28 protein-coding genes are annotated in these 24,453 nt (G+C 59.9%); 10 read left to right on the top strand and 18 right to left on the bottom strand.

Features of this window, described 5'->3' with window-relative positions; translation table 11 throughout:
• Nucleotides 1-8: 8 nt before the first annotated feature.
• Complete coding sequence (locus ACTG1P_RS16415; protein ID WP_005357971.1) at nt 9-749, bottom strand: ATP-binding cassette domain-containing protein; 741 nt, start codon at nt 747-749, stop codon at nt 9-11.
• Nucleotides 750-950: 201 nt separating this feature from the next.
• Between ACTG1P_RS16415 and argR the strand changes: the two genes are divergently transcribed.
• On the top strand, nt 951-1,421 hold the full coding sequence (argR, locus tag ACTG1P_RS16410; RefSeq protein WP_005340378.1) for a transcriptional regulator ArgR: 471 nt from the start codon (nt 951-953) through the stop codon (nt 1,419-1,421).
• A gap of 90 nt (nt 1,422-1,511) precedes the next feature.
• On the opposite strand, the gene ACTG1P_RS16405 is transcribed toward argR, so the two are convergent.
• From ACTG1P_RS16405 to glnK, 5 genes are all read right to left on the bottom strand, one after another.
• Entirely contained in the window at nt 1,512-2,417 is a 906-nt protein-coding gene (locus ACTG1P_RS16405; RefSeq protein ID WP_156853914.1) for a Dyp-type peroxidase, read from the bottom strand.
• A 103-nt stretch (nt 2,418-2,520) separates the two neighbouring features.
• Nucleotides 2,521-3,555, bottom strand: a complete 1,035-nt coding sequence (locus ACTG1P_RS16400; protein WP_440001734.1) for an ABC transporter ATP-binding protein — start codon at nt 3,553-3,555, stop codon at nt 2,521-2,523.
• 82 nt (nt 3,556-3,637) lie between these two features.
• A complete protein-coding gene (locus tag ACTG1P_RS16395) occupies nt 3,638-5,263 on the bottom strand; it encodes an ABC transporter permease (protein ID WP_440001733.1) in 1,626 nt (541 codons plus the stop codon).
• A 39-nt stretch (nt 5,264-5,302) separates the two neighbouring features.
• Complete coding sequence (locus ACTG1P_RS16390) at nt 5,303-6,310, bottom strand: Fe(3+) ABC transporter substrate-binding protein (protein WP_440001732.1); 1,008 nt, start codon at nt 6,308-6,310, stop codon at nt 5,303-5,305.
• Nucleotides 6,311-6,568: 258 nt separating this feature from the next.
• Complete coding sequence (gene glnK, locus ACTG1P_RS16385) at nt 6,569-6,907, bottom strand: P-II family nitrogen regulator (protein WP_005341406.1); 339 nt, start codon at nt 6,905-6,907, stop codon at nt 6,569-6,571.
• Between the two features lie 201 nt (nt 6,908-7,108).
• Between glnK and arfB the strand changes: the two genes are divergently transcribed.
• Together arfB and ACTG1P_RS16375 are read left to right on the top strand one after the other, a co-directional pair.
• Nucleotides 7,109-7,525, top strand: coding sequence for an alternative ribosome rescue aminoacyl-tRNA hydrolase ArfB (gene arfB / locus ACTG1P_RS16380; RefSeq protein WP_021230947.1), 417 nt, complete (start codon nt 7,109-7,111; stop codon nt 7,523-7,525).
• A 25-nt stretch (nt 7,526-7,550) separates the two neighbouring features.
• Nucleotides 7,551-8,042 carry a methylated-DNA--[protein]-cysteine S-methyltransferase gene (locus ACTG1P_RS16375; RefSeq protein ID WP_416004131.1) on the top strand — a complete coding sequence of 164 codons (492 nt, stop codon included), beginning with the start codon at nt 7,551-7,553 and terminating at the stop codon, nt 8,040-8,042.
• A gap of 359 nt (nt 8,043-8,401) precedes the next feature.
• Here ACTG1P_RS16375 and ACTG1P_RS16370 read toward each other — a convergent pair whose 3' ends face one another.
• From ACTG1P_RS16370 to tapT, 4 genes are all read right to left on the bottom strand, one after another.
• The gene (locus ACTG1P_RS16370; protein WP_005340360.1) at nt 8,402-8,827 is read right to left on the bottom strand and encodes a hypothetical protein; all 426 of its coding nucleotides are present in this window, start codon (nt 8,825-8,827) and stop codon (nt 8,402-8,404) included.
• A gap of 194 nt (nt 8,828-9,021) precedes the next feature.
• Complete coding sequence (gene yaaA / locus ACTG1P_RS16365; RefSeq protein ID WP_440001731.1) at nt 9,022-9,795, bottom strand: peroxide stress protein YaaA; 774 nt, start codon at nt 9,793-9,795, stop codon at nt 9,022-9,024.
• A gap of 47 nt (nt 9,796-9,842) precedes the next feature.
• Nucleotides 9,843-10,952: a type IVa pilus ATPase TapU gene (gene tapU, locus ACTG1P_RS16360; RefSeq protein WP_278174304.1), complete on the bottom strand. Its 1,110-nt coding sequence runs from the start codon at nt 10,950-10,952 to the stop codon at nt 9,843-9,845.
• Nucleotides 10,953-10,980: 28 nt separating this feature from the next.
• Nucleotides 10,981-12,015, bottom strand: coding sequence for a type IVa pilus ATPase TapT (gene tapT, locus ACTG1P_RS16355; protein WP_005340354.1), 1,035 nt, complete (start codon nt 12,013-12,015; stop codon nt 10,981-10,983).
• Nucleotides 12,016-12,054: 39 nt separating this feature from the next.
• Here tapT and ACTG1P_RS16350 point away from each other — a divergent pair, with 39 nt between their 5' ends.
• From ACTG1P_RS16350 to ACTG1P_RS16330, 5 genes are all read left to right on the top strand, one after another.
• Nucleotides 12,055-12,756: a YggS family pyridoxal phosphate-dependent enzyme gene (locus tag ACTG1P_RS16350; protein ID WP_440001730.1), complete on the top strand. Its 702-nt coding sequence runs from the start codon at nt 12,055-12,057 to the stop codon at nt 12,754-12,756.
• Nucleotides 12,757-12,898: 142 nt separating this feature from the next.
• On the top strand, nt 12,899-13,723 hold the full coding sequence (gene proC / locus ACTG1P_RS16345; protein WP_440001729.1) for a pyrroline-5-carboxylate reductase: 825 nt from the start codon (nt 12,899-12,901) through the stop codon (nt 13,721-13,723).
• A gap of 11 nt (nt 13,724-13,734) precedes the next feature.
• The gene (locus ACTG1P_RS16340) at nt 13,735-14,286 is read left to right on the top strand and encodes a YggT family protein (protein WP_440001728.1); all 552 of its coding nucleotides are present in this window, start codon (nt 13,735-13,737) and stop codon (nt 14,284-14,286) included.
• Nucleotides 14,286-14,588, top strand: coding sequence for a DUF167 family protein YggU (gene yggU, locus ACTG1P_RS16335; protein ID WP_021230942.1), 303 nt, complete (start codon nt 14,286-14,288; stop codon nt 14,586-14,588). The genes ACTG1P_RS16340 and yggU overlap by 1 nt, the downstream gene beginning before the upstream one ends.
• A gap of 43 nt (nt 14,589-14,631) precedes the next feature.
• Nucleotides 14,632-15,051 carry a DUF4426 domain-containing protein gene (locus tag ACTG1P_RS16330; protein ID WP_005340339.1) on the top strand — a complete coding sequence of 140 codons (420 nt, stop codon included), beginning with the start codon at nt 14,632-14,634 and terminating at the stop codon, nt 15,049-15,051.
• Between the two features lie 101 nt (nt 15,052-15,152).
• On the opposite strand, the gene ACTG1P_RS16325 is transcribed toward ACTG1P_RS16330, so the two are convergent.
• The 7 genes from ACTG1P_RS16325 to ACTG1P_RS16295 form a co-directional block, all read right to left on the bottom strand.
• Complete coding sequence (locus ACTG1P_RS16325) at nt 15,153-16,349, bottom strand: NupC/NupG family nucleoside CNT transporter (protein WP_440001727.1); 1,197 nt, start codon at nt 16,347-16,349, stop codon at nt 15,153-15,155.
• A 181-nt stretch (nt 16,350-16,530) separates the two neighbouring features.
• The gene (locus ACTG1P_RS16320; RefSeq protein WP_162515184.1) at nt 16,531-17,466 is read right to left on the bottom strand and encodes a LysR family transcriptional regulator; all 936 of its coding nucleotides are present in this window, start codon (nt 17,464-17,466) and stop codon (nt 16,531-16,533) included.
• Nucleotides 17,467-17,548: 82 nt separating this feature from the next.
• On the bottom strand, nt 17,549-18,085 hold the full coding sequence (locus ACTG1P_RS16315; RefSeq protein ID WP_005341435.1) for a glutathione peroxidase: 537 nt from the start codon (nt 18,083-18,085) through the stop codon (nt 17,549-17,551).
• 58 nt (nt 18,086-18,143) lie between these two features.
• Nucleotides 18,144-18,707: an NnrU family protein gene (locus ACTG1P_RS16310; RefSeq protein WP_440001726.1), complete on the bottom strand. Its 564-nt coding sequence runs from the start codon at nt 18,705-18,707 to the stop codon at nt 18,144-18,146.
• 232 nt (nt 18,708-18,939) lie between these two features.
• On the bottom strand, nt 18,940-20,073 hold the full coding sequence (locus tag ACTG1P_RS16305; protein WP_440001725.1) for a glycerate kinase: 1,134 nt from the start codon (nt 20,071-20,073) through the stop codon (nt 18,940-18,942).
• A gap of 9 nt (nt 20,074-20,082) precedes the next feature.
• The gene (locus ACTG1P_RS16300; RefSeq protein WP_440001724.1) at nt 20,083-21,345 is read right to left on the bottom strand and encodes a GntP family permease; all 1,263 of its coding nucleotides are present in this window, start codon (nt 21,343-21,345) and stop codon (nt 20,083-20,085) included.
• 118 nt (nt 21,346-21,463) lie between these two features.
• Entirely contained in the window at nt 21,464-22,579 is a 1,116-nt protein-coding gene (locus ACTG1P_RS16295) for a sugar diacid recognition domain-containing protein (protein ID WP_440001723.1), read from the bottom strand.
• A gap of 209 nt (nt 22,580-22,788) precedes the next feature.
• Here ACTG1P_RS16295 and ACTG1P_RS16290 point away from each other — a divergent pair, with 209 nt between their 5' ends.
• Nucleotides 22,789-23,163, top strand: coding sequence for a YacL family protein (locus tag ACTG1P_RS16290; RefSeq protein WP_031227767.1), 375 nt, complete (start codon nt 22,789-22,791; stop codon nt 23,161-23,163).
• A gap of 66 nt (nt 23,164-23,229) precedes the next feature.
• A complete protein-coding gene (locus tag ACTG1P_RS16285) occupies nt 23,230-23,526 on the top strand; it encodes a hypothetical protein (RefSeq protein ID WP_128815498.1) in 297 nt (98 codons plus the stop codon).
• Between the two features lie 67 nt (nt 23,527-23,593).
• Here the strand turns inward: ACTG1P_RS16285 and ACTG1P_RS16280 are convergent, their stop codons facing one another.
• The gene (locus ACTG1P_RS16280) at nt 23,594-24,334 is read right to left on the bottom strand and encodes a substrate-binding periplasmic protein (RefSeq protein WP_440001722.1); all 741 of its coding nucleotides are present in this window, start codon (nt 24,332-24,334) and stop codon (nt 23,594-23,596) included.
• Nucleotides 24,335-24,453: the final 119 nt, after the last annotated feature.

Raw genomic sequence — 24,453 nt, 5'->3', positions numbered from 1 at the left:
ATTCAATATCAATGCATCAAGAATTCGGCAAACCGGCTGGTTTGCGGGGATTGGAAAATGGCGGCGGTGCCGGATTCGATGATCCGCCCCTTCTCCAGATAAATCACCTGACTGGCCACCTTGCGGGCAAAGTCGACCTCGTGGGTCACCACCACCTGGGTAATGCCGGTCTGGCTCAGGTTGCGGATGATCTCGGCAACCTCTTTGGTGATCTCGGGATCGAGGGCTGCAGTCGGCTCATCAAACAGCAGCACTTCCGGGTCCATCATCAGGGTACGGGCAATGGCCACCCGCTGCTGCTGACCGCCGGAGAGACGTGCCGGCCAGGCATCGCGCTTGTCGGCCAGTTGCAGCTGGGCCAGCAGATAGGCCCCCTTCTCGATGGCGGCCTCCTTGCTCATGCCAAGCACCTTGACCGGCGCTTCAATCAGATTCTCCATCACAGTGAGATGTGGCCAGAGATTGTACTGCTGGAACACCATCCCCACCTTGCGACGCAGCAGTTGAGACTGGCGGTTGAATTCGGCAGCAGAGAGGGAGTTCGGGAAAGAAAATTCACTTTCGCCAATCCGCAGAACACCCGCATCCGGGGTATCCAGCAGGTTCATCATCCGTAGCAGGGAACTCTTGCCAGCACCACTCGGGCCCAGCAACACCAAGGTTTCACCGGGGGATGTCCGAAAGCTGACCTGTTGCAGAACCGGCACCTTGTGCCAAGACTTCTCGATGCCTATTAATTCAATACCCATACAGCCCAATTGAATAAGTTTTCAAAATTTCATCCCGATTCTATCCCTAATAAAGGTTGATGCAAGCCATTTTTGAATCAATATGCAGAACAAGCGCCGCTTCCTTGCAAAAAACGGCATATGAATGCAAAATGGCCTCGCTGTTCGTATCTGCCGCCTGTATCGCACAGGCCGCCACACCTCCTCATTCGTGAGACCAAGATGAAACACAACGACAAGCAAGAAAAACTGGCCAAGGCCTTTAAAGCCTTGCTGAAAGAAGAGCGCTTTGGCTCCCAGGCAGAAATCGTCACCGCCCTGCAAGAGCTGGGCTTCGAGAACATCAACCAGTCCAAGGTATCGCGCATGCTGAGCCGCTTCGGCGCCGTTCGCACTCGCAATGCCAAGATGGAGATGGTCTACTGCCTGCCGGTGGAACTGGGCGTGCCCACCACCTCCAGCCCGCTCAAGAATCTGGTACTGGATGTCGATCACAACGGCGCACTGGTGGTGATCCACACCAGCCCGGGCGCAGCCCAGCTGATCGCCCGCCTGCTCGACTCCCTCGGCAAGGCAGAGGGGATCCTCGGCACCATCGCCGGTGATGACACCATCTTCATCACCCCGACCAGCGACACCGATATCGAAGAGCTCTACCTCTCCGCCCTCGAGCTGTTCGAACAGACGCCGTAATGGCCGCCACCGCATCATAGCGGTCATGCCAGAACGAAAAATCCCGGCCAAGGCCGGGATTTTTGTTTTCTGAGTCTTCGTCAGGCGGGCTTATTTGCCCTGCGCCATCAGAAAACCTTCCGATGGGGCGAAGAAGGCCGCGCCAGTCACTGCCTTGGTGAAACGCAGCAGGTGGTCGAAGTGGCTGCCCTCCCCCTTGTACATGCTGGCCAGCATGGCGTTGAAGTGCTGCTGGGTGCGGCAGCAGGAGATGAAGTAGAGTCCCTGCTCGGTCATGGTGCCCCAGGGCATGCTCTGGCGCAGGATCTCCATGGACTCCCCTTTCGGCGTCTTGAGGTTGACCCGCTTGATGTGCGCAGTCAGCGGCTTGGCGGCAGATTCATACTCGATGTTGTCGGGCTTGGTGCGACCGATAATGTCTTCCTGCTCTTTCTGCGCCAGCTTCTCCCAGTCGCTCATGGCATGGACCCAGCGCTGGACGTGGATGTAGGAGCCACCGGCAAACTCGCCTTCCGCCAGCAGCGCAACTTCGGCGCGATGCTCATCCTGCGGGTTCTCGGTACCGTCGACGAAACCGGTCAGGTCACGGCAATCCAGATTGCGGAAACCGCGCACCTCTTCAGCCAGCTCTACCAGTCCGGCCAGCAGCGCCATCACGCGATGACCGGCGTGGTGCAGCACATCCACCCGATCGGCACGCAGCTGAATAAAGAGATCAAACGGGGTGTTGGGGGCTTCCTGACCGTTGGCGGATTGCGCCATAAAGCTGCGGAACTGGGGCGGACGTGCGGCAGGGTAGAGACCATCCCAGGCGTCGGCGCCGACGGCGACCAGACCGCTGAAACCGGCCTCGGGGAAATCGGCGGCGACCGCCTGCCACAGGGCGGGCAATTTGGCCAGACGGCCGACCAGTTCGGCGGCATCGCCGGTGCGATTGAACATCAGATAGAGGGCGTGCAGATTGGGCTCTGCGCAGATCCCGGCTTGGGCTTTCATATATCTCTCCCCTGAGTAGGCGTTAGCGTTATGGGCTATTAGCGTTGCGCGATTATAAACCAGAGCAGCTCCAGTTCTTTGATTTCACGACGATATCACGCGTTCAGGGTAAAGGGTCAAACAACACCAGCGTATGAGGCGCCACCCGGATGCGGGCCCGCATCCCCTCAAGAGGCTCGCCAATGCTCGCCTCCAGCTGCAGATCGCCACACTCGAACAGCACCCGGCAGTGATGGCCGAGGAACTGCTGCTCCACCACCTTGAGCTCCCCATCTGCGGCGCTCTCCAGCAGCAGTTGCTGGGGTCTGAGCATCAGTTGCAACTGCTCGCCCACCGCGCGGCCATGAGGCTCGCTGCCACAGATGACCCCGAGCGCCGTCTGCACGCAGTGGCTGTCCACCACCTCGGCAGCCAGATAGTTGACCCCACCGAGAAACTCCGCCACGAAGCGGTTTTGCGGGCGGCGATAGAGCTGCTCCGGCTGGCCCACCTGCTCGATGTGACCTGCGCGAAACAGCGCCAGCCGATCGGCGAAGGCGAACGCCTCCTCCTTGCTGTGGCTGACGAAGATGGCGCCGATACCCTGCTGCTTGAGCAGGGCGCGGATCTCGAGGATCAACTTCATCCGCACCTGGGTGTCGATGTTGGAGAAGGGTTCATCCAGCAGCATGAGCCGCGGCTTGCACACCAGCGCCCGGGCGATGGCCACCCGCTGCTGCTGGCCACCGGAGAGCTGGTGCGGATAGCGATCCCCCAGCCCCTGCAGATTGACCAGCGCCAGCGCCTCGTCCACCTGCTGCTGGCGGGCCCGGCGCTCAAGTTTGGTCAGGCCGAAGCCGACGTTGTCGGCCACCGTCAGGTGGGGAAAGAGGGCGTAATCCTGAAAGATCATCCCGATATTGCGCGCCTCGGGAGGCACGCTGGCACCCGCCCCGTCAAGCAGGGTATCGCCGAGGCGGATCGAGCCCTCTGCCAGCGGCAGCAGGCCGGCGATAGCCTTGAGCAGCGTGGTTTTGCCGCAACCACTGGCCCCCAGCAGGCAGACGATCTCGTTGTCTGCCACCGTCAGGGAGAGCTGTTCCAGCACATTGCGGCCGTTGTAACGGCAGCTGACATTTTCAACCTGCAAACAGGACAAGGCTGACTTCCTCTCGTTTCTGGCGGCGCGCAGCCTTTCGGTTCAGCGCACCGCATGCAATTTCATTGGCCGACGTGGCGACTCAGTGGCCGGGACTATCCAGACTGCGGTTGACCCAGATCAGCGGCAACAGCCCCACCAGCACGATGACAATGGCCCCCAGCGCGCCGCGCTCCAGCATCTCGTCCGAGACGAACTGGTAGACGTGGGTCGCCAAGGTATCGAAGTTGAACGGCCGCAGCAGCAGGGCGGCGGGCAGCTCCTTCATGGATTCGATGAACACCAGCATGGCGCCGGCAAACAGACCGCGGCGCACCAGCGGCAGATGGACCCGCCGCAGCATGGCCCCATCTCCCTGCCCCAGAGAGCGGGCCGCCATATCGAGGCTGGGGGAGATCTTGCCCATGCTGCTCTCCACCGAGCCGATGGCGATGGCCACGAAGCGCACCAGATAGCCGAACACGATGGCGGTGATGGTGCCGGTCAGCAGCAGCCCCGGCCCCTGACGCCCGAGCCACTCTGCCAGATCGTTGATGGCAAAGTCGAGGGCGGTGAGCGGCACCAGCACCCCGATAGCAAGCACAGTGCCCGGCATGGCGTAACCCATGGCGGCGATGCGCAGCGGCAGCAGACTCTTGATCCCGCCATCGAGGCGGCGGAAGAAGCCGAGCAGCAGGGCAATCCCCATCGCCAGCAGGGCAGTCAGCGCCGAGATAAGCAGGCTGTTGCCAGCGAAGCGGACGAACTCCGGCGTCCAAGAGAGTTCGAAGTAGCGAACGCCGTAATCGAGCAGGATGACGAACGGCAGGCCGAAACCGGCCAGCACCAGCCCCCAGCACCAGAGAGCGGCCAGCCAACGACTCATCCCCTTGAGCGGATAGCGCAGCGGCTGCTCATGGCCCATCGACTTCTGGAACACCTGCTGCCGACTGCGCGAGCGGCGTTCCAGCGCGATCAGCAGCACCACCGCCAGCAACATCAGGCAGGAGAGTTTGGCCGCGGTGGCCAGACTGCCGTAACCGAGCCAGGTGTCGTAGACCGCCGTGGTCAAAGTGTTGATGGCAAAGAAGTGGACGGTGGCAAAATCGGCCAACGTCTCCATCGCCACCAGCGACACCGCCACCATGATGGCGGGGCGCGCCAGCGGCAGACTGAGGCGGCGGAAGCTCTGCCACGGGGTACAGCCGAGCAGGCGGCTGGAGTGGATCAGGCTGACTGACTGCTCGAGAAAAGAGGCGCGGGTCAGCAGATAGACATAAGGGAACAGCACCAGCGCCAGCACCCAGGCGGCGCCGCCAAGGGAGCGAATGGCCGGAAACCAGTAATCGGCAGGACTGTTCCAGCCAAATAGTGCTCGCAACCCGGCCTGTAGCGGGCCCGAGTAATCGAGCAAGTCGGTATAGACGTAGGCGACGATATAGGAGGGCATCGCCATCGGCAGCATCAAGGCCCACTGCAAAGCGCGCCGCCCCGGCACCTGACACATGGCCACCAGCCAGGCGGTGGGCACGCCAAATAGCAGGCTTAGCAATACTACGCCGACCACCAGCCCCAGGGTATTGCCCAGATAATCGAGCAGCACGGTATCGGCGAGGTGGCGAAAGAGATCTCCCTCAGCCGAGAAGGCAGAGAAAAGCAGGGCTATAACCGGTAAACCCAGCAGCAGGGCGATGGCCCAGCTGCCGGTCATCCATCCAAAATTTTTCATGAGACCACAGATGTTGATGGGGCCGTTGGCCCCATCTGATTACAAATCGAACTTCACTTCATCCAGCAACTGCAAGGCGTCCTTGCGGTGCTTGGCGTAATCGCTGACCGGTAGTGCGTCAGACTTGAAACTGCCCCAAGACTTGACCATGGCGGAAGGCTCGACTCCGGCCTTGACCGGATATTCGGCATTCACGTCCGCATACATGTGCTGGGCGGTGTCGCCAGCCAGAAACTCCATCAGCTTCTGGGCCTCGGCCTTGTTCTTGGCATACTTGGTCATGGCCACGCCGCTCACGTTGACGTGGGCACCGCGGTCAGCCTGGTTCGGGAAGTTGATATAGACCGCATCCGCCCAGGACTTCTGCGCAGGATCTTTCAACATGGCGCCCAGATAGTAGCTGTTGCCGAGCGACACGTCACAGATACCATCCTTGATCGCCTTGACCTGATCCCGGTCGTTGCCCTGTGGCTTGCGCGCCAGGTTGGCCTTGACCCCTTCCAGCCAGGTTTTGGTCTCGGCCATGCCGTGATGGGCAATCATGGAGGAGACCAGCGCCACATTGTACTCATGCTTGCCGCTGCGGGTGCAGATTTTTCCTTTGAATTCAGGCTTGGCCAGATCTTCGTAGCTGATGGTGTCGAGCTTGCCGAGGCGATCCTTGCTGGAGTAGATGGCGCGAACCCGGGTGGTCAGGGCGAACCAGCGATTCTCCGGATCACGATAGATGGCGGGGATGTTCTCCTGCAGGATCTTGCTGTCCACCGGCTGCACCAGCCCCTTGTCTACCAGATCGGTCAGGCGGCTGATATCGGTCGTCAGCATCAGGTCGGCCGGAGAGAGCTTGCCTTCCCGCTCCAGACGCTCGTTCAGCCCCTCTTTGGCGAACACCACGTTCACCATGATGCCCGATTCCTTCTCGAACTGCTGGATGATGGGCTTGATCAGCTCATCCTGCCGGTTGGAGTAGACATTCACTTCCCCGGCCGCCAATGCCGACTGAGCTGCCAACGCAGAGAAAGCCAGTGCCAACATCTTCATTTTCATCATCCATTCCTTGATTAGCTATACAGAGTGATAACGATTTCCGTTTGCATTCTGCATACATCTTATAAGCGGATCAAGAAAGCTCGCCGTCGCCACATCACATATTTAATCGCCCATAAATGAAAAGGGCCGGATGGAATCCCATTCGGCCTCTTCTGAGCAAAACGTTATGTTGATCAGGCTTCAATAAGCGCTCACGCCATCGGGAATTCCCGAGATCGGGAGTTCAACAGATCTGTACGTCACTGATACGGTTCATCACAGCGCCTCGTCGTCACTCTCGCCGGTGCGGATGCGCACCGCTTGCAGCAAGTCGTAGACAAAGATCTTGCCGTCGCCGATCTTGCCGGTATAGGCCGCCTTGCAGATCGCCTCGATCACCCCTTCCACGTTATCATCGGCGGTAGCAATCTCCAGCTTCACCTTGGGCAGGAAGTCGACCTGATACTCGGCTCCCCGGTATAATTCGGTGTGTCCCTTCTGGCGGCCAAATCCCTTGACCTCGGACACGGTCAGCCCTTCCACCCCCAGGTTGGCAATAGCCTCGCGGACATCGTCCAACTTGAACGGTTTGATAATCGCACTAATCAGCTTCATCTGGTTGCTCCCAATCCATGGTGTGTCATGAATCGGGTTTCAATTCTTATGCCAAGTATTTTTATTGTTTTATTTCATATAGATAGAGTTTAATGTCGGCGCCATTCGCCAGGCACATCCCCATAACCGGCCAGCACGCCCCATAATGAGGCACCATGCTGCAGCGGTCAGCGGGTATGCACCAAACAAGAGCAAAACAGCATGTTAGTTATCTCCAACAGCGTCACGATTCCCTGGCATGAGCTGCAATTTCAGACCATGCGGGCACAGGGCAACGGCGGACAGCACGTCAACAAGACCGACTCCGCCGTCTGGTTGCGCTTCGATTACCGCAACTCTCCCAGCCTGACGCCCCTCTACAAGGAGGGTCTCGACAAGCTGAGCGACAGTCGGGTACACGACGGCTTTATCCTGATCCGGGTCGAGAGCCATCGCAGCCAGGACATGAACCGCAAGGAGGCGATGAGCCGTCTGGTGGAGTTGCTGAAGAAAGCAGCCTGGCGCCCCAAGGCTCGTCATGCCACCAAGCCGACCCGCAGCTCCCAGCGCAAACGGGTCGATGCCAAGAAACGCAAGGGGGATATCAAGTCCGCCCGCGGCAAACCGGTTCTGGACTGAGCCAACCCCCAAAGGATGTCCGCCGATGAGATACAGTTTTTGCGACAGCGCCCGCGGCCCCCTGCTGGTCGCCATTGATCAGGATGGCCTGCGCCACGTGGAGTTCATGCACGGGGAGCGCCCCGTCATGCCGCAGGCTGACTGGCAACGGGATGACAAGGCACTGGCCCCCTATCTTGCCCAGTTCAACGCCTATTTCGCCGGAAAATTGCAGCAGTTCGATCTGCCCATGGCAGCGAAGGGCACCCCGTTCCAGCAAACGGTGTGGAACGCTTTGTGTGATATCCCCTATGGCGAGACCGTGAGCTATCTCGAGATTGCCCAGGCTATCGGCAATCCCAAGGCAGTGCGAGCAGTAGGCGCTGCCAATGGCCGCAATCCGCTGAGCATCATAGTACCCTGCCATCGGGTGATCGGACGCAGCGGCGAGCTGACCGGCTATGCTGGCGGCATTCCCATCAAGCGCTGGTTGCTGGCACTGGAACAGACAGGCACAACATTCGAGCTGGCCCCATGAGACGATGAGCGCCTTGGAGAGGGCGGGACAATATGGTGGCCAGAATGAAAAGGCTTTCTGCCAGTGGCCACGCTTTGCTGACAAGATGAACAGAAAATGAAGAATCGCCTCAGAACTACTTCAGATTGAGCTTGGCATGATGGCTCCATACTTGAATGGCACGGCTCATTCGCTGATTCAAGTAGCACCCATGTGACGCTTCCAATCTGTCTTTTTCCCCGCGCCTCCTCTGAGGCGCATTTTTTGTGCCAACACAACAGGCCACCACCCGGCTTGAGTGGCCTGAACGCCACAAAATCTGCGCCCGCCCAAAAACCAAGAGGCGAAGGATCCTCCTTCGCCTCTGACGTAACAACTGGCTACTCGCTCTGGGGCAGGAACTGCAGTTCAGGCGCCGAGGAGGTCAGCACATCGGCGCAATAATCCCAGGTCGAGATGCGATAGTGCTGCAGATCTTCATCCAGATGCAGACCGTCCGACTCCTGATGGAACCAGCTGGCAAAACGGGATGGGGTGATGAGCTGGATCTGCTCTTCGATGGCGTGGCTATCCTTCCCCTCGGCCAGATCGCAATCTTCGATAACCCGCAGGGCGTAGATATGGCGAAAATAGACCCGGCAGAGAATTTGCGGGGGCAGATCGATGCTGCGTGCCCGCCCCAGCATGATGGTCAGAGAGTCGCTCCAGAGATCCTGATGCAGCTCGGCCACAACCAGACCAGGCGGTAGCTGGCGGGACGGAGCCCAAGGGACGGCAACCTGCCGAATGGCATTTTTCTGTTCCATATTCACCTCACGACAACTCGCTCCCTGTCTTGAGTCTATCTGAACCACATAGTCCCCGCGAAGGCAATCGATGGACAATAAAAACGGCAATAAAAAAGCCGACGTATCAAACGTCGGCGAATAAAAAGTGCTTACAACAGAGGATTCACATATTCAGACCTGTGGGTCGAAAGATTGGTTCCCTCTTTTTGTAATTAATTTTCGGCGCGTTTAAACATCAGGGTATGGGCGTCCGACTCTTCCGGTACGAAGTAGTAGCCCTCGGCGTTGAAACCGGTCAGCTGCTCCACCTCGGTCAGACGGTGCTTGATGATGTGGCGAGCCATCATGCCGCGCGCCTTCTTGGCGTAGAAGCTGATGATCTTGAACTGGCCGTTCTTCTCATCCTTGAAAACCGGTGTGACAATCCGCCCTTTCAGGCTCTTGGGCCGTACCGACTTGAAATACTCGTCGGAGGCCAGATTGATCAGCACTTCATCCCCCTGCGCAGCCAGCGCGTCGTTGAGATGGTGAGTGATCACCTCGCCCCAGAACTGGTAGAGATCCTTGCCGCGACTATTGTCGAGCCTGGTCCCCATCTCCAGCCGGTAGGGCATCATCAGATCGAGGGGGCGCAGCACGCCGTAGAGGCCGGAGAGCATCCGCAGGTGCGCCTGAGCGAAGTCAAAATCGGCCTCGCTGAAATCCTCTACCGCCAAACCGGTGTAGACATCCCCCTTGAAGGCCAGCAGCGCCTGACGGGCGTTGGCGAGGGTGAAATCTGGCTGCCACTCGGCAAAACGGGCGGCATTGAGACCCGCCAGCTTGTCGCTGATCTTCATCAGAGTGGCGATCTGGTCAGGGCTCAGTTGGCGGGCTCGGCTAATCAGTTCGGCGGAGTGATCCAGCAGCTCGGGTTGGGTGAAACGGGGTGTCACCAGCGGTGACTCGTAATCCAGCGTCTTGGCCGGGGAAACCACAATCAGCATAACGTTCCTTTATGGCGAGGGGCCGAACGGCGGAGCGGCCCCATGATTCATTCATCCAGCGTCACATTGTCCAGCGTGCCTGTGCCGAGCCGCTCGCGACCGGAGAGCTTGATCAGCAGTCGCAGGTCGTTGGCCGAGTCGGCGTGGGCGAGTGCCTCACTGTAGCCAATCTGGCCGGCGCAGAACAGGCTGAAGAGCGCCTGATCGAAGGTCTGCATACCCAGCTCGGTGGACTTGGTCATCACCTCCTTGAGGCGATGCATCTCTCCCTTGCGGATGATGTCGGTGATGAGCGGGGTATTAAGCAGGATCTCGAACGCGGCGCAGCGCCGCTTGCCATCCATACTCGGCACCAGCTGCTGGGCGACGATGGCCTTGAGGTTGAAAGAGAGATCGAACAGGAACTGGCGGTGTTTCTCTTGCGGCACCAGATGGAGGATACGATCCAGCGCCTGGTTGGCATTGTTGGCATGCAAAGTGGCGAGACAAAGGTGTCCCGTCTCGGCAAACTGCAGGGCAAACTCCATGGTCTCCTGACTTCGGATTTCGCCGATCAGGATCACGTCTGGCGCCTGACGCAGCGAGCTTTTTAGCGCTACATCGAACGACTCGGTGTCGATCCCCACCTCTCGCTGGGTCACCAGACTGCGACCATGCTGATGGACGAACTCCACCGGATCTTCCACCGTCAGAATGTGACCATCGGCATGCTGGTTGCGATAGCCGATCATCGCCGCCTGGGTGGTCGATTTGCCCGCCCCGGTGGCGCCGACAAACAGCACCAGCCCCCGCTTGGCCATCGCCACCTCTTGCAGGATCTTGGGTAGCTGCAAATCTTCAAAGGTGGGAATGCGGGTCTCGATACGCCGCACCACCATGCCAGGCAGCTCCTGCTGCCAGAAGGCGCTGACCCGAAAACGGCCAAGCGCTTCGCGATAAATCGCGTAGTTGGCCTCCTTGGTGCGGATATAGCGCTCGAAGTGATCGCTGCTGAGGGTATCCCTGACCAACGTCAGCGCCCCCTTCTTGTCGAGCGCCTCCCCACCCAGCGACACCAGATGGCCATTCACCTTGAGGGTGGGCGGCGAGCCCACCGTCACAAACAGATCCGATCCCTTTCGCTCGACCAGCTCGCTCAGCAGATCATCCAGATTCATCATCTATCCCTCCCTGGGTGCGAGTCGCTTAAATGCTGTTGGGATCAACAGCCTTGGCCTTGGCATCGAGGGATGCCACCACGCCACGACTCACCAGCTGCTTGAGACTCTGATCCATGGTCTGCATGCCGTGGGTCATCCCGGTCTGGATCACCGAGTAGAGCTGGGCAATCTTGTCCTCCCGAATGAGGTTACGCACCGCCGGAATGCCCATCATGATCTCGTGAGCCGCCACCCGACCGCCACCGATACGCTTGAGCAGGGTCTGGGAGATAACCGCCCGCAGGGATTCGGAGAGCATGGAGCGCACCATGTCCTTCTCTGCGCCGGGGAAAACGTCGATGATACGGTCGATAGTCTTGGCCGCCGACGAGGTGTGCAGGGTGCCAAACACCAGATGGCCGGTTTCGGCGGCGGTCATGGCCAAACGAATGGTCTCAAGGTCGCGCATCTCGCCCACCAGAATGATGTCCGGGTCTTCCCGCAGGGCCGAGCGCAGGGCATTGCTGAAGCTCTTGGTATCCCGATGCACTTCCCGCTGGTTCACCAGACAGCGCTTGTTCTCGTGGACGAATTCGATGGGGTCTTCGATGGTGAGGATGTGGTGATGGAAGTTCTCGTTGATGTAGTTGACCATGGCCGCCAGGGTGGTCGACTTACCGGAACCGGTCGGGCCGGTCACCAGCACCAGACCCCGCGGGAACTCGGCGATCTTGCGGAAGATCTCCGGCGCATCGAGATCTTCGAGGCTCAGCACCGTGCTGGGGATGGTACGAAATACCGCGCCCGAGCCGCGCGCCTGCTGGAAGGCGTTGACCCGGAAACGGGCCAAATTGGGTACCTCGAACGAGAAGTCGACCTCGAAGTTCTCCTCCAGCTCCTTGCGCTGATGGTCGTTCATGATGTCGTAAATGAGCGCATGCACTTCCCGGTGTTCCAGGGCGGGCAAATTGATCTTGCGAACCTCACCATCAACCCTGATCATCGGGGGAACCCCGGCCGAGAGGTGTAGATCCGAGGCTTTATGCTTTACACTGAAAGCCAATAACTCTGTGATATCCATAGACTTGTCATTCTCCCATCACAAGATCACTAACGAAATATGAACCAGATTGCCCAGCACCTGTTTCAGGTAAAGGAACGTATTGCCCAGGCCGCCGAACGGGCTAGCCGCAACCTGCAGCAGATCCGCCTGCTGGCCGTGAGCAAGACCAAGCCGGTCGAGGCCATCATGGCTGCCCATGCCGCAGGTCAGTGCTGCTTTGGCGAATCCTACGCTCAGGAAGCAGCGGCCAAGATCGATACCTTGCGCCAGCAGCCGGAATATAGCGACATAGAGTGGCACTTTATCGGCCCTTTGCAATCGAACAAATCCAAACTGGTGGCCGAACGGTTTGACTGGGTGCAGAGCGTGGATCGGGACAAGCTGATCGACCGCCTCAACAACCAGCGCCCAACTACAATGGCACCGCTAAATGTTTGTCTGCAAATCAATATTAGCGGAGAGAGCAGTAAATCCGGAACGTCGGAACAAGAGATTTTCCGCCTTGCCGAGCAGGTCTATCAAAGTGAGCGACTGGTGCTGCGGGGGCTGATGGCCATTCCCGAACACACCAGCGACGAGGGCGTACTGGCCGCCCAAATGACCCGTATGCAGACTCTGTTCACCGAGCTTGCGCGACAATACCCCACGGTGGATACCCTCTCGATGGGGATGACCGAAGATCTCGAACTGGCGATCGCCCACGGTAGCACCATGGTGCGGGTCGGCACCGCCATCTTCGGCGCCCGTGACTACTCATAGGCAAGGCCAGCGGATAACCCATACTTCCGCCTCTTGCCGCGACTTCATCAACAGGAGCGTTTGATGGAACACCGAATTCTGGCGTCAGGTGGTGCAGGCAGCGCCAACCCCGCCGCGACCCCATGTGCAACAGGAGCATCTGATGCAGCATAGAACGCTGGCCTTTATCGGCGCGGGCAACATGAGCCGCAGCATCATCGCCGGACTGGTCAAGGCGGGTTATCCCGCCGAGCAGATCACTGCTGCCAACCCGAGCCAGCCCAAGCTGGAGGCGCTGGCGAGGGAACATGGCATTAGCATCACCCAGAGTAATGCCGAGGCAGCCCGAGGCGCCGAAGTGATCGTGCTGGCGGTCAAACCGCAGCTGATGGCCGGCATGCTGGCAGCACTGGTTGAAGAGCTGGGATCCCTTGAGGGCAAGCTGCTCATCTCCATCGCGGCTGGCATCAAGGTGGCGCGCCTTGGCGAGATGGCCGGTGGCCATGACCGCATCATACGCACCATGCCCAATACCCCTGCCCTGCTGGGTCTGGGCATGACCGGTCTCTATGCACCCGAACATATTGCCGCCGCGGATCGCGCGTTTGCCGAGCAGATGATGCAGGCGGTCGGCAAGACCCTCTGGGTGGAGCAGGAGTCCGGCATCAACGGCGTCATCGCCGCAGCGGGCAGTGCTCCGGCCTACTTCTTCCTCTTTATGCAGGCGATCGCCGAAGAGGCCGAAGCGATGGGTTTCTCGCCCGATCAGGCACGCCTGCTGGTGCAGCAGACCGCGCTGGGCGCAGCCGCCATGGTGGAGCAAAATCCCGAGCTGGCGCTGCAAACCCTGCGTGAGCAGGTCACCAGCAAGGGCGGCACCACAGCTGAAGCCATCAAGACATTCCAGCAGCAGGGACTGATGCCGCTGACTGCGCAAGCCATGCAGGCGGCCGTTGCTCGTGCCACCGAAATGGAAACCCTCTTCTAACAGGAGCCCAGATGAACACTGCTTACTTTCTGATTAACACCGTTTTCGATCTCTACCTGATGGTTATCCTGCTGCGCGTCTGGCTGCAGTGGGCCCGCGCCGACTTCTACAACCCGATGAGCCAGATGGTGGTCAAGCTGACCAATCCGCTGGTGATCCCGCTGCGCCGCCTTATCCCGGGCTTGGGCGGCATCGATCTCGCTTCCGTGGTGCTGGCGCTGGCTGTCGCCTTCCTCAAGCTGGCCCTGCTCAAGAGCATGAACGTACTGCTGGCGGACTGGCTCAGCATCAGCCTGTTTGCCGCGCTGACCGTGCTGAAGAAAGCGGGCTCGATGATCTTCTGGGTACTGCTGATCCGCGCCATCCTGAGCTGGGTCAGCCAGGGCCGCAACCCCATCGAATATGTGATGCATCAGCTGACCGAGCCGTTCCTCGCCCCTATCCGCCGCGTACTGCCGGCACTGGGCGGGCTGGATCTCTCGGTGCTGGTCGCCTTTATCGGCCTGCAAGCCATCAACTACCTGCTGGGTGACCTGTTCGGCCAGCTGTGGTGGATGATTTGATGCCAGCCGTCCTGCAACAAGGGGATGAACTGGTACTGCATCTGGTGATCCAGCCCAAGGCGAGTCGGGATCAGATCATCGGATTGCATGGCGAAGAGCTGAAAGTGGCCATCACGGCGCCGCCGGTTGATGGCCAGGCCAACAGCCATCTGATCAAGTTTCTGGCCAAGCAGTTCAAGGTGGCCAAGGGCCAGGTCACCATAGTGCGGGGCGAACTGGGGCGGCACAAAACCGTCGCCATCGACAGCCCCAAACAGTTGCCGCAAGAAGTGAGTGCACTGCTGAATGACACGCAAGGCTGAATGAATCGGCCTGCACCAACCGTAGATATGAGAGGGATGACAGATGAAAACAGCCTGGATGAGTGGCCTGCTGGCACTGCTGATGACCCTGCCGCTCAAGGCAGAACAGATGAAGGAGCTGGGGCCTTGGCTGGTGCACTACAACGCCTTCAACTCCAGCTTCCTCACCCCCGAGGTCGCCAAGGCGTATGGACTGGAGCGCAGTCGCTACAACGCCATCATCAATATCGCGGTACAGGACAAGCAGAAAGTGGCGCAAGCCGTGGGGATCACCGGCGAGGCCAAAAACCTGACCGGCACCATCCGCACCCTGAACTTTCAGGAGGTAAAAGAGGGCGATGCTATCTACTATCTGGCGACCCTCCCCTACCGCAACGAAGATACCTATCAGTTCACCCTGAAGATCATGGGCGGCGGGCAGCAACAGAACCTCAGCTTCCAGCAGACCTTCTACGTAGACTGAGCACCAACAAGAAGCCCCGACCAAGGCCGGGGCTTCATTTTATCCATATGACAAGGGCGCCATCAGGGCGCCCTTGTTACATCTATTCCGTACCGCAGCGGTTACAGGGCGAGGAACAGACCGGCCAGACAGGCGCTCATCAGGTTCGCCAGCACGCCGGAGAGAATGGCGCGCATGCCGTAACGGGCGATGAAGGATTTGCGCTCCGGCACCATGGAGCCCAGACCGCCGATCAGGATCGCTATGGAGGAGATGTTGGCAAAGCCGCACAGGGCGAAAGTCACGATGGCCTTGCTCGACTCGCTCAGGGTCTGATCCTGCACCAGACCGATAAAGGCGACGAACTCGTTGACCACGATCTTGGTGCCGATCAGAGCGCCAGCGGCTTGTGCCTGATCCCAGGGCACACCGATCAGCCAGGAGACGGGGGCAAACAGCCAGCCCAGAATGATCTGGAAGCTCAGATCCAGCCCCACCAGACCGCCAGCCCAACCCAACAGACCATTGAGCATGGCGATCACGCCGACGAAGGCCAACAGGGTGGCACCGACCGCCACCGCGATATTGAGGCCGGACATGGCGCCATCGGCCGCAGCTTCGATCACGTTGGTGGCGCGGGGGATCTCCACATCCTGATGGTGATCGACCTCTTCAGCTCCCGGCGGCACCAGGATTTTAGCCATCGCCAGACCGGCAGGGGCCGACATGAAGGCCGCTGCGATCAGGTATTTCAGCTCAACCCCGAGGCTGGCATAGCCCACAAGGGTGCCACCGGCAACGGAGGCGAGACCACAGCTCATCACCGCGAAGAACTGGGAGTCGGACATCTTGGAGAGGTAGGGTTTGACCACCAGCGGCGCTTCCACCATGCCAACGAAGATGTTGGCGGTCGCGGAGAGGCTCTCGGCGCGGCCGGTGCCCAGCAGCTTCTGCAGACCGCCGCCCAGCAGGGCGATCACCCGCGGCATCAGGCCGATGTGATAGAGGATGGCGATCACCGCAGAGAAGAAGATGATGACCGGCAGCACGTTAAAGGCAAAGATGAAGCCCAGCTTGAACTTGGCCAGATCGCCGAACAGGAAGGCGATCCCCTCCTGGCCATAACCGATCACGCTGCTTACGCTCTCGCTGACCCCGTTCAGGACGTGCTGACCGGCAGGTAGCCAGAGCACCAGACCGGCAAACATGATTTGCAAGCAGAGGGCAAGGCCAACTGTTCGCAACGGGATACGACGACGATTATCAGAGCAGATGACGGCAAGCGCCAGGATACTCAGGATGCCGAGCAGGGCAATCATAGGGACTCCATCAGGTGGGCAAAAGATGGGCGCGGATTCTGCTCCTCTCCCCCCGTCACTGCAAGTCCGCTTGGTTACAACCCTGTTAGAAAAAACGTTTGCACGATATCGGTTGCGCCAACTGGCTGATTTGGTTCGATTTTAGTATCAGGAGAAATCGAGAGTTCTTATATGGAAACAATTATTCCTCACTGCCGGACAATTTCCCCCCGAGCCAGGGGGCCAGTCGCTGCTCCCAATAGGGTTCGGGGCCAAAGCGGGCCTTGAGGAAATCGATGAAGAGACGGATCTTGGGATCCAGATGTTCGCGCCGGGCATAAACGGCGTGTACCGCCATCTGTTGGTTCGGTCGCCACCCTGGCAACACAGGGATCAGCTTGCCGCTCTGTAACTCCTTGTCCAGCAAGTAGTTGGCGATATAGGCGATGCCGAGCCCGGCCAGTGCCGCATCCCGCACCGCCTCCGCCATATCCACCCGATAGTTGCCCGCTACCTGCACCGTCTGGCGCTCCTTGCCCTGGCGAAACGACCACTGGTGATAGCGCCGCTCCCGACTCTGGTAAGTGATGCAGTTGTGCTGGGCCAGATCCTTGGGATGGAGCGGCGTACCGTGGCTCAGCAGGTAATCCGGCGAAGCCGCAACCACGAAGCCGATGTCGGCCAGCCGCTGTCCCACCAGCCCTTCCGGCTTGTCCTCATAGGTGGTAAGCCAGAGATCCAGCCCCTCATCCACCAGATTGGTTCTGTGGTCGAACAGCGAGACCTCCAGCTCCAGCTCGGGATAGCGATCCTGAAACGCCTTGAGATGGGGAATGACGTGCAGACGGCCGAAGGATTGGCCCACCCCGAGATGGAGCACGCCGCTCACCTTGCCGCGCCGCTCGGCGATCATGGAGTCCGCCTCCTGCGCCACCGCCACCAACGCATGGCAGTGACGGGCATACTCCTGACCCAGCTCGGTCAGGACGAAGCGGCGGGTGGTGCGCTGTACCAGCTGGGCGCCAAGGGTGGTCTCCAGCAGCGCCAACTGCTTGCTGATATGGGATTTGGAGACCCCGAGACGACGGGCGGCGGCAGAGATCCCCTGCTCGCGCACCAGCGCATCGAAGATCACCATTTGAGGAAGACGTTGCAGCACAAGATAACCGGATTGAGTGGCGGGAGCCCATTATTCCAGAGCCGCCCGCCAAGGGGTAGGGTCAGAGCCCCAGCGCCCGGGTGATCTGCAGTTTGAGGGGATCGTCAGCCGGATTCTGGTTGGCACCGTAGCTGGCGATCAGCTTGCCATCGCGCCCCACCAGATACTTGTGGAAGTTCCAATTCGGCTCATCCCCGTCAGCTGCCGCCGCCAACCCCTTGAACAGTGGCACTGCATCGGAGCCCCGCACCGCTACCCGATTGAACATCGGGAAGGTGACGCCATAGTCGCGGCGGCATACCTCGGCGGTCTTGGTCTCGTTGCCCGCCTCCTGCCAGAAGTCGTTAGAGGGAAAGCCCAGAATAATCAGCCCCTTATCCTTGTAGCTCTGGTAGAGCTTCTCCAGATCGCGGAACTGACCGCTGTAGCCACAGTAGGAGGCGGTATTGACCACCAGCACCACCTTGCCCTCGGTCAGCTGACAGAGGTTGTGGCGCTGGGCATTGTTGAGTTCCCGCATCTCCACATTGAAATAATCTGGGCACGCCGCAGAGGCCGCACCGGCCCCCAATAACAGCAACAGAGTGAACCATTTCATCGCCAAGACTCCTTTTGTTTTGTCCATCATACGCGGTTACCAGAGCCGCAGTTCACTCTCAATGCAGGGGAATGCCGGTCAGCCAGTCGTGGCCCCAGAACACCAGCAGCGCGGTGGCAGCCAGGCCCGCCCCAACGCTGATGCCGGTGCCCGTCCAGTTGGCCGCCGGACGGGGATATCGCTGCCAGTCCCGCACCGAAATCCAGACCATGCTCACCAGCGCCCACAGCCCGATGCCGCCAAACAGCACCAGAGATCGCGCCTCGCTGTTGACCAGCAGATGGGCCACCGCCCAGAGCAGGGTACCGAGCAGTTGGGGATGCACCAGCCAGCGGCGCAGATGGTTGGGCCCTTGGCCGGAGAAAAAGAGGATCAGCGCAAAGAGCATCATCACCGTCATGGTCATCGGCCCCCAATCCGGCAGGAAGTAGAGCGGCAGCGAGCTGGCCGAGCGCCAACCGGCGATGATGCAGGCAACGGCGACAAACACCAGCAGGGAGAAGAGCCCCTTGTAGCGATTCTCCCCCAGCCGCTCGCGCAGTCGCGCCCGATGGGCCACCGCAAAACAGGGGTAGAGATGGATCAGGGTAAACAGCGCAACCCCCAGGGTCAGCAGGAACATGAGTCTCTCCTTGTACTTGGTACGACCACTATGCCGTAAAGGGAGATTTGCGCCTATCAAAACCGCGCTGACCCATGGAGTCAAAAGTGTGGCAAGACAAAGGAGCAGAAAGAAAAGAGCCGATCACGATGGATCGGCAAATAAGTGCCAGGGCAGTCAGACATCTCTCGGGATGGGAGATGCCCCAAACGGGGATATTGAGTGGCCGATGGGGCGCATCGGCCGAACCGGATCAGCCCTTGAGCTGATAGAGCGCCGCTACGTTGCGCGCGGTGAGTTGAATATTGGTGCTGGCGCTCTCCAGCGCCTCCGGCAGAGACATGGCGCGGTTGACCACGGCGAATACCGCGTCCAGACCGTGATCGTGTACCACACCGCAATCGTCGGTCAGGCAACCGGAGATGCCGATCACCGGCTTGCCGAACTGCTTGGCGCAACGTGCGACACCGATTGGCGTCTTGCCATGGATGGTCTGGCTGTCGATGCGACCTTCACCAGTAATGACCAGATCCGCATCGGCCACTTCATCGGCCAGTTTCAGCGCTTCGATGACGATCTGGATGCCGGGCTTGAGCTCGGCACCAAGCAGGCCGACCAGCGCGGCCCCCATGCCACCGGCGGCACCCGCCCCCGGAATATCCTTCACCTGCTTGCCAAGGGCCTGCTCAATGCAGTCGGCATAACGGGAGAGGTTGGCATCGAGTTGCGCCACCATCTCTGGAGTCGCCCCCTTTTGCGGGCCAAACACTGCAGAGGCGCCTTTCGGGCCGCACAGCGGGTTGTTCACATCGCACGCCACCTCGATAACCAGCTCACCCAGACGCGGATCCAGACCGCTCAGATCGATGGTCACGAGCTCACTGAGACCTGCGCCACCCAGCTCGATGGCTGAGCCATCGGCTTTGAGCAACTTGCCGCCGAGCGCCTGGATCATGCCGGCACCACCGTCATTGGTGGCGCTGCCGCCGATACCGAGGATGAGGTGCTTCACTCCCATCTCCAGCGCGGCCAGGATCAGCTCGCCGGTACCGAAGCTGGAGGTGAGCAGCGGATTGCGCTGCTCGGGAGCGACCAGATGGATACCGGAGGCGGCGGCCATCTCGATGACGGCACGCTGGCCATCACCCAGCAGGCCGACAAAACCCTGCACCTTGTTGCCAAGGGGAGCGGTCACTTCGACCGGGAGGATGCGGCCACCGGTGGCATCCACCAGCGACTGCACCGTGCCCTCGCCGCCATCGGCCATCGGCAATTTGACGTAGGTGGCGTTTGGCAACACCTGTTTGAAACCGGCCTCGATGGCATCAGCCACCGCCATGGCGCTCAGACTCTCCTTGAATGAATCGGGGGCAATAACAATTTTCATATCAATTCCTTAGGCGAGGCCAAACACGCCAAACATCAGGGTGGAGACAGTGGCAATGGTCAGACCGACTGCTGTTTCGTAAGGGATAAGTTTCAGACGCTCCCCCACCCCCATGTGGACGCTGCCACCGGTGGCATGGAAGAAAGAGCCGTGGGGCATGTGGTCAAACACGGTGGCACCGGCATGGATCATCGCCGCTCCGGCCAGACTGCTGATCCCCAGTTCAATCAGGGTGGAGCTGAATACGTTGGAGGCCACCACGGTACCGGCGGTGGTCGAGGCGGTTGCCAGCGACATCAAAGCACCGGAGATAGGCGCCAGCAGGTAAGAAGGCAGACCGGAGGCGGTCAGGCCGCTGATCAGCACATCTTTCAGGCCGGAGTTGGCGATAATGCCTGCCAGGGTACCGGTACCCAGCAGCATGATGGCGACTGGCGCCATGCGGGCGAGACCGGATACCGCAAACTGGTTCACCTTGCTGAATTTACCCATCATCAGGGCGCCGACCAGACCACCGAGGGGCAGTGCAATCAGCGGATCCACCACGATACCGGCGACCGGCCGCAGGGCCAGCAGCAGGATGGCGACCAGCGGCGCACTGATGGCGGCGGCAAAGCCCGGCAACTTGGCGCCGGCAAAGCTCACCACCTCGTCGGCGGCAACCTTGCTGCCCTTGTTGTTCAGTCGCTTGGCCAGCCAGTAGGCCATCACCAGACCGAACAGGCCCGGGATGATGCCCGCCACCATCACCGAAGTGAGGGGCAGATGGAAGGCGTCAGCCGCGGCAATGGCGTTGGGATTGGGGGACATGACGTTACCCGCCTTGCCGCCGCCGATCATCGCCAGCAGGATGGCCGCCTTGGAGAGATCGGCACGGCGGGCGATAGCCAGCGCGATGGGGGCAACCGTGATAACGGCCACATCCACGAATACGCCGACCGCTGTCAGGATCAGGGTTGCCAGCGCCAGCGCCAGCAGGGCGCGGGTTTCACCGAGTTTCTTGACGATGGTCTCGGCGATAGTGGTGGCGGCACCAGATTCGATCAGTACGCCCGCCAGCACACCGGCCGCCAGGATCCGCATCACCGCAGTGGTGATCCCCTGGGCGCCGCCGATCATCAGGGCGACAGTCTGGGTCAGATCGGCACCGCCAATCAGGCCACCGGCCAGGGCACCCACGATCATGCCGTAAGCGGGCGGCACCTTCTTCAGAATGAGGAAGATGGCGATGGAGAGCGCCGCGATGGCGCCAAGGGCTGTAACCGGGATCATGACGGACACCTTCAATGGGAGTGAATGGCCGCCATTATGGAGATCTGCAATCAGAATTCTTTGGCTGAATAGCCAAAAATCGCGTCATGTAAAAGTGATTTTTTGTCTAATCTTACAATCACGAGTCGAGATTAAGGCCAAGATAGAGCAAAAATTTGTCGTCTAACTTGTTGAAATTCAACCCGGTTATCTGCTCGATCCGGTTTAGTCGGTAACGCAGGGTATTGGGGTGAATGAACAAGGCTTCGGCACAGCGATGCAGATCACAATCCTGCAAGAAATAGTGGCGCAGGGTCTTCTGCAGCGCCCCTTTGCCATCTTCCCGGGCCAGTTTCTGCAGCGGTGCGCGCAGCTGATCCGCCTGCCAGGAGTCCGCCAGACTCCCCAGCAGCACCGGCAAACGGTAGTCCTCGAAGAAGTAGACCTGCTTGCGCGGCGCTTGGCGCATGCCACGGCGCAATGTATCCCGCGCCGTCTGGTAAGAGCGCGCCAGCCCGTCGCTCCCGGCGAAGTAATCGCCCACCGCGATATGCACCTTGAAGTGGGGAATGCGGGCCAGCAACTGCTTGATCCGGCTGCGCTCCTGCGCCGATTGCCAGACGCCCTCACTCAACTGCGCCGGTTTGAGCACCACTATCTCGTCGAGCCCGTTGATGGCGACCAGATTGTCCCGCTCCGGGTTCTCCAGCTGATGAACCAGCTCTCGCAGACGCGCCGGATCCGCCTCCTCCAGCGCCAGCACGGCCACCACCCGAGGCTGGGCCAACTCCAGCCCGAGAAAACGGGCCGCCTGCTGCAATTGATCGACTCGCCCCTCGCCACGAATGAGCTGCAACACCAGCTCCTCCTTGTGGCGCTTGTCCCACTGCAACTGCTCGGTGAGCGCCGCCTGCTCCAGGATCAGCTCGGCGGTCATTCGCACCAGCTCGGCGTAAGCACGCACTTCCTCCGGATCGCCGGAGATGCCGATCACCCCGATCAGCTCCCCCTGATAGGCGATAGGCAGGTTGATGCCGGGTCTCACCCCTTTGAGCTGCAAAGCAGTCGCTTCGCTGATCTCCACCACCCTGTTTTCGGTCAGCGCCAACACGGCCCCTTCGTGGCGCTGATGGATCCGCTCCGGATTGCCGGAAGCAATAATGAGGCCATGTTCGTCCATCACGTTGACCGAAAAGGAGAGGATCTTCATCGCCCGCGCGACGATCTGGCGGGCAAGGTTATCGTTTAGCTGCATAACATCTCCGGACAAGGGGCAGATCTGGCTACGTCACCACGAGGCAATTCAGGGCACATGGGCGCAAAGATGCCACATCATCAAGACAAGCGAGAGGGGGATCGCTAGAATAGGCCACTTTACCCGATGTGTGCCCCGCCATGGAGCAGGAATTGCGTGCTTGCACCCGCCTGCCCGTGATGGCCCATCCCTCCGATCTGGACTGTGCTATGGATTATGAATTTCGCCGCGACCCGTTTGGTGGCTATCGCGCCCGGTTCTCCATGGGCCATGAAGCCATCGGTCAGTGGCTGATCGACGAGGTTGGCAAGGATGAGGAGAAGCTCGACGAGCTCTTCTCCATCATTGATCAGCTCTCCAACCGCACCCGAGTCGAATACCGGCTCAACGGCGGTGACTACTCCCTGCTGCTGACCCATGAAGAGGCGGAGGTGAAAGCCAACGCCCTCAATATCGAGCTGGGTGAGGATCTTGACGATCTCGCCTACTACGATGATGAACAGCTGGCCATGTGCGGGCTGGAAGATTTTGCCCAGGTGCTCGGCTCTTGGCGCGCCTTTATCCGTAACGAGGATATGGGCTGATTAACCCAATGTCGGATTACTATGTCGGGCAAACGTGCCCTTTTGCCTAACTCAACAGGATTGACTATGTCTATTTACGATTTTGATGACGAACTGCCGGAAGACGAAGAACAGGAATCCACCAAGAAAGCGGCGGTGCCTGCCAAGAAGAAAGGCAAGCAGGTGATGAACACCCAGGTCAACCTGAGCCCGCGCGATGCCAGCCGCCTGAACGGCATGCACGTTGAAGCGATCGCCACGCTGGACGACGTCAGCCTGCCGAAGAACGTCATCTTCAAGGCTGGCCTGATCGCCCTGGGCGAACTGGAAGCCGGCAAGCGTGCCGATATCATCGCCCGCGTGATTGCCGAATCAGGCCGCTAATCGCCCCTGAAGACATAAAGAAAGCCGGAGCCACTGCTCCGGCTTTTTGTTTTCCGCCCAGGCACTCTCAACGGCAATCGATCCCCTTTCCGGCTCGGGATATCAGTTGGTCATAGTGACCATCGGCACGGGCGGCAGCCAGAGCATGATTGAAGCGCTCAAGCAAACTTGCGGCCTCCGGGTACTGCCGTGAAATGATCAGGTAAAAGGTGTCGCTCTGGCGAAAGTGGGGCAATGCCTGCAGATGGCAGGGGTCACCAAACAGCTGACGGCTGGCATCCCGGGTCACCGTCTCGTTCATCGGCAGCAGATCGATCCGTTTGCGATCCAGCAGTTGCAGGCACTGTGCCAGGGTCTTGGGGCGCTGCAGATCCATCCCGAAACGCTTGATCACCCCGTCGGCATGGCTGGTACTCCACCCCAGCGGAATACAGACACGCAACCCTTGCCAGCGGCCAGCCTGAATGGCCTCGCTCCCCCGATAGGTGAACCAGGAGAGGCGATCTATGTGAATGGGAGCACTGTAGTGGAACAGCTTGGCCCGCTCGGCAGTCCAGGCGTAGGGGAAGGTGGCCGCGACCAACCCATTGCGGGTCAACTGATAGCCGCGGGGCCAGGGCAGGTAGTCGACCTGGATCTCCCGATACCCGGCCTCTTGCAGCAGGGTCGTCACCAGCCGGGTGCTCTCGCCGCCTTCAGGCAGGGCCTTGCCGGTATAGGGGGTGAACTCACCTGTCACCAGCAGCAAGGGTGCCGCCTGCAGCCAGACACACCAACAACACAACAACAACCACAGACAGTGCTTCATCAGCTGCTCTCCCTTTACCCTGTTGATGAGTATAGAGAAGGGATCCGACCACCTCCTGCGCAGTTGTCCTGCTGACGCCCACTTGTTAAGGTTGCCGCCTGCCTCGATCAAGGAGATCC

It is taken from the genome of Aeromonas sp. 11P (genome assembly GCF_051920165.1).
Classification (GTDB): Bacteria; Pseudomonadota; Gammaproteobacteria; order Enterobacterales; family Aeromonadaceae; genus Aeromonas; species Aeromonas veronii.
The sequence above is the reverse complement of the archived record's forward strand: the minus strand, read 5'-3'. Positions and strand labels throughout refer to the sequence as shown.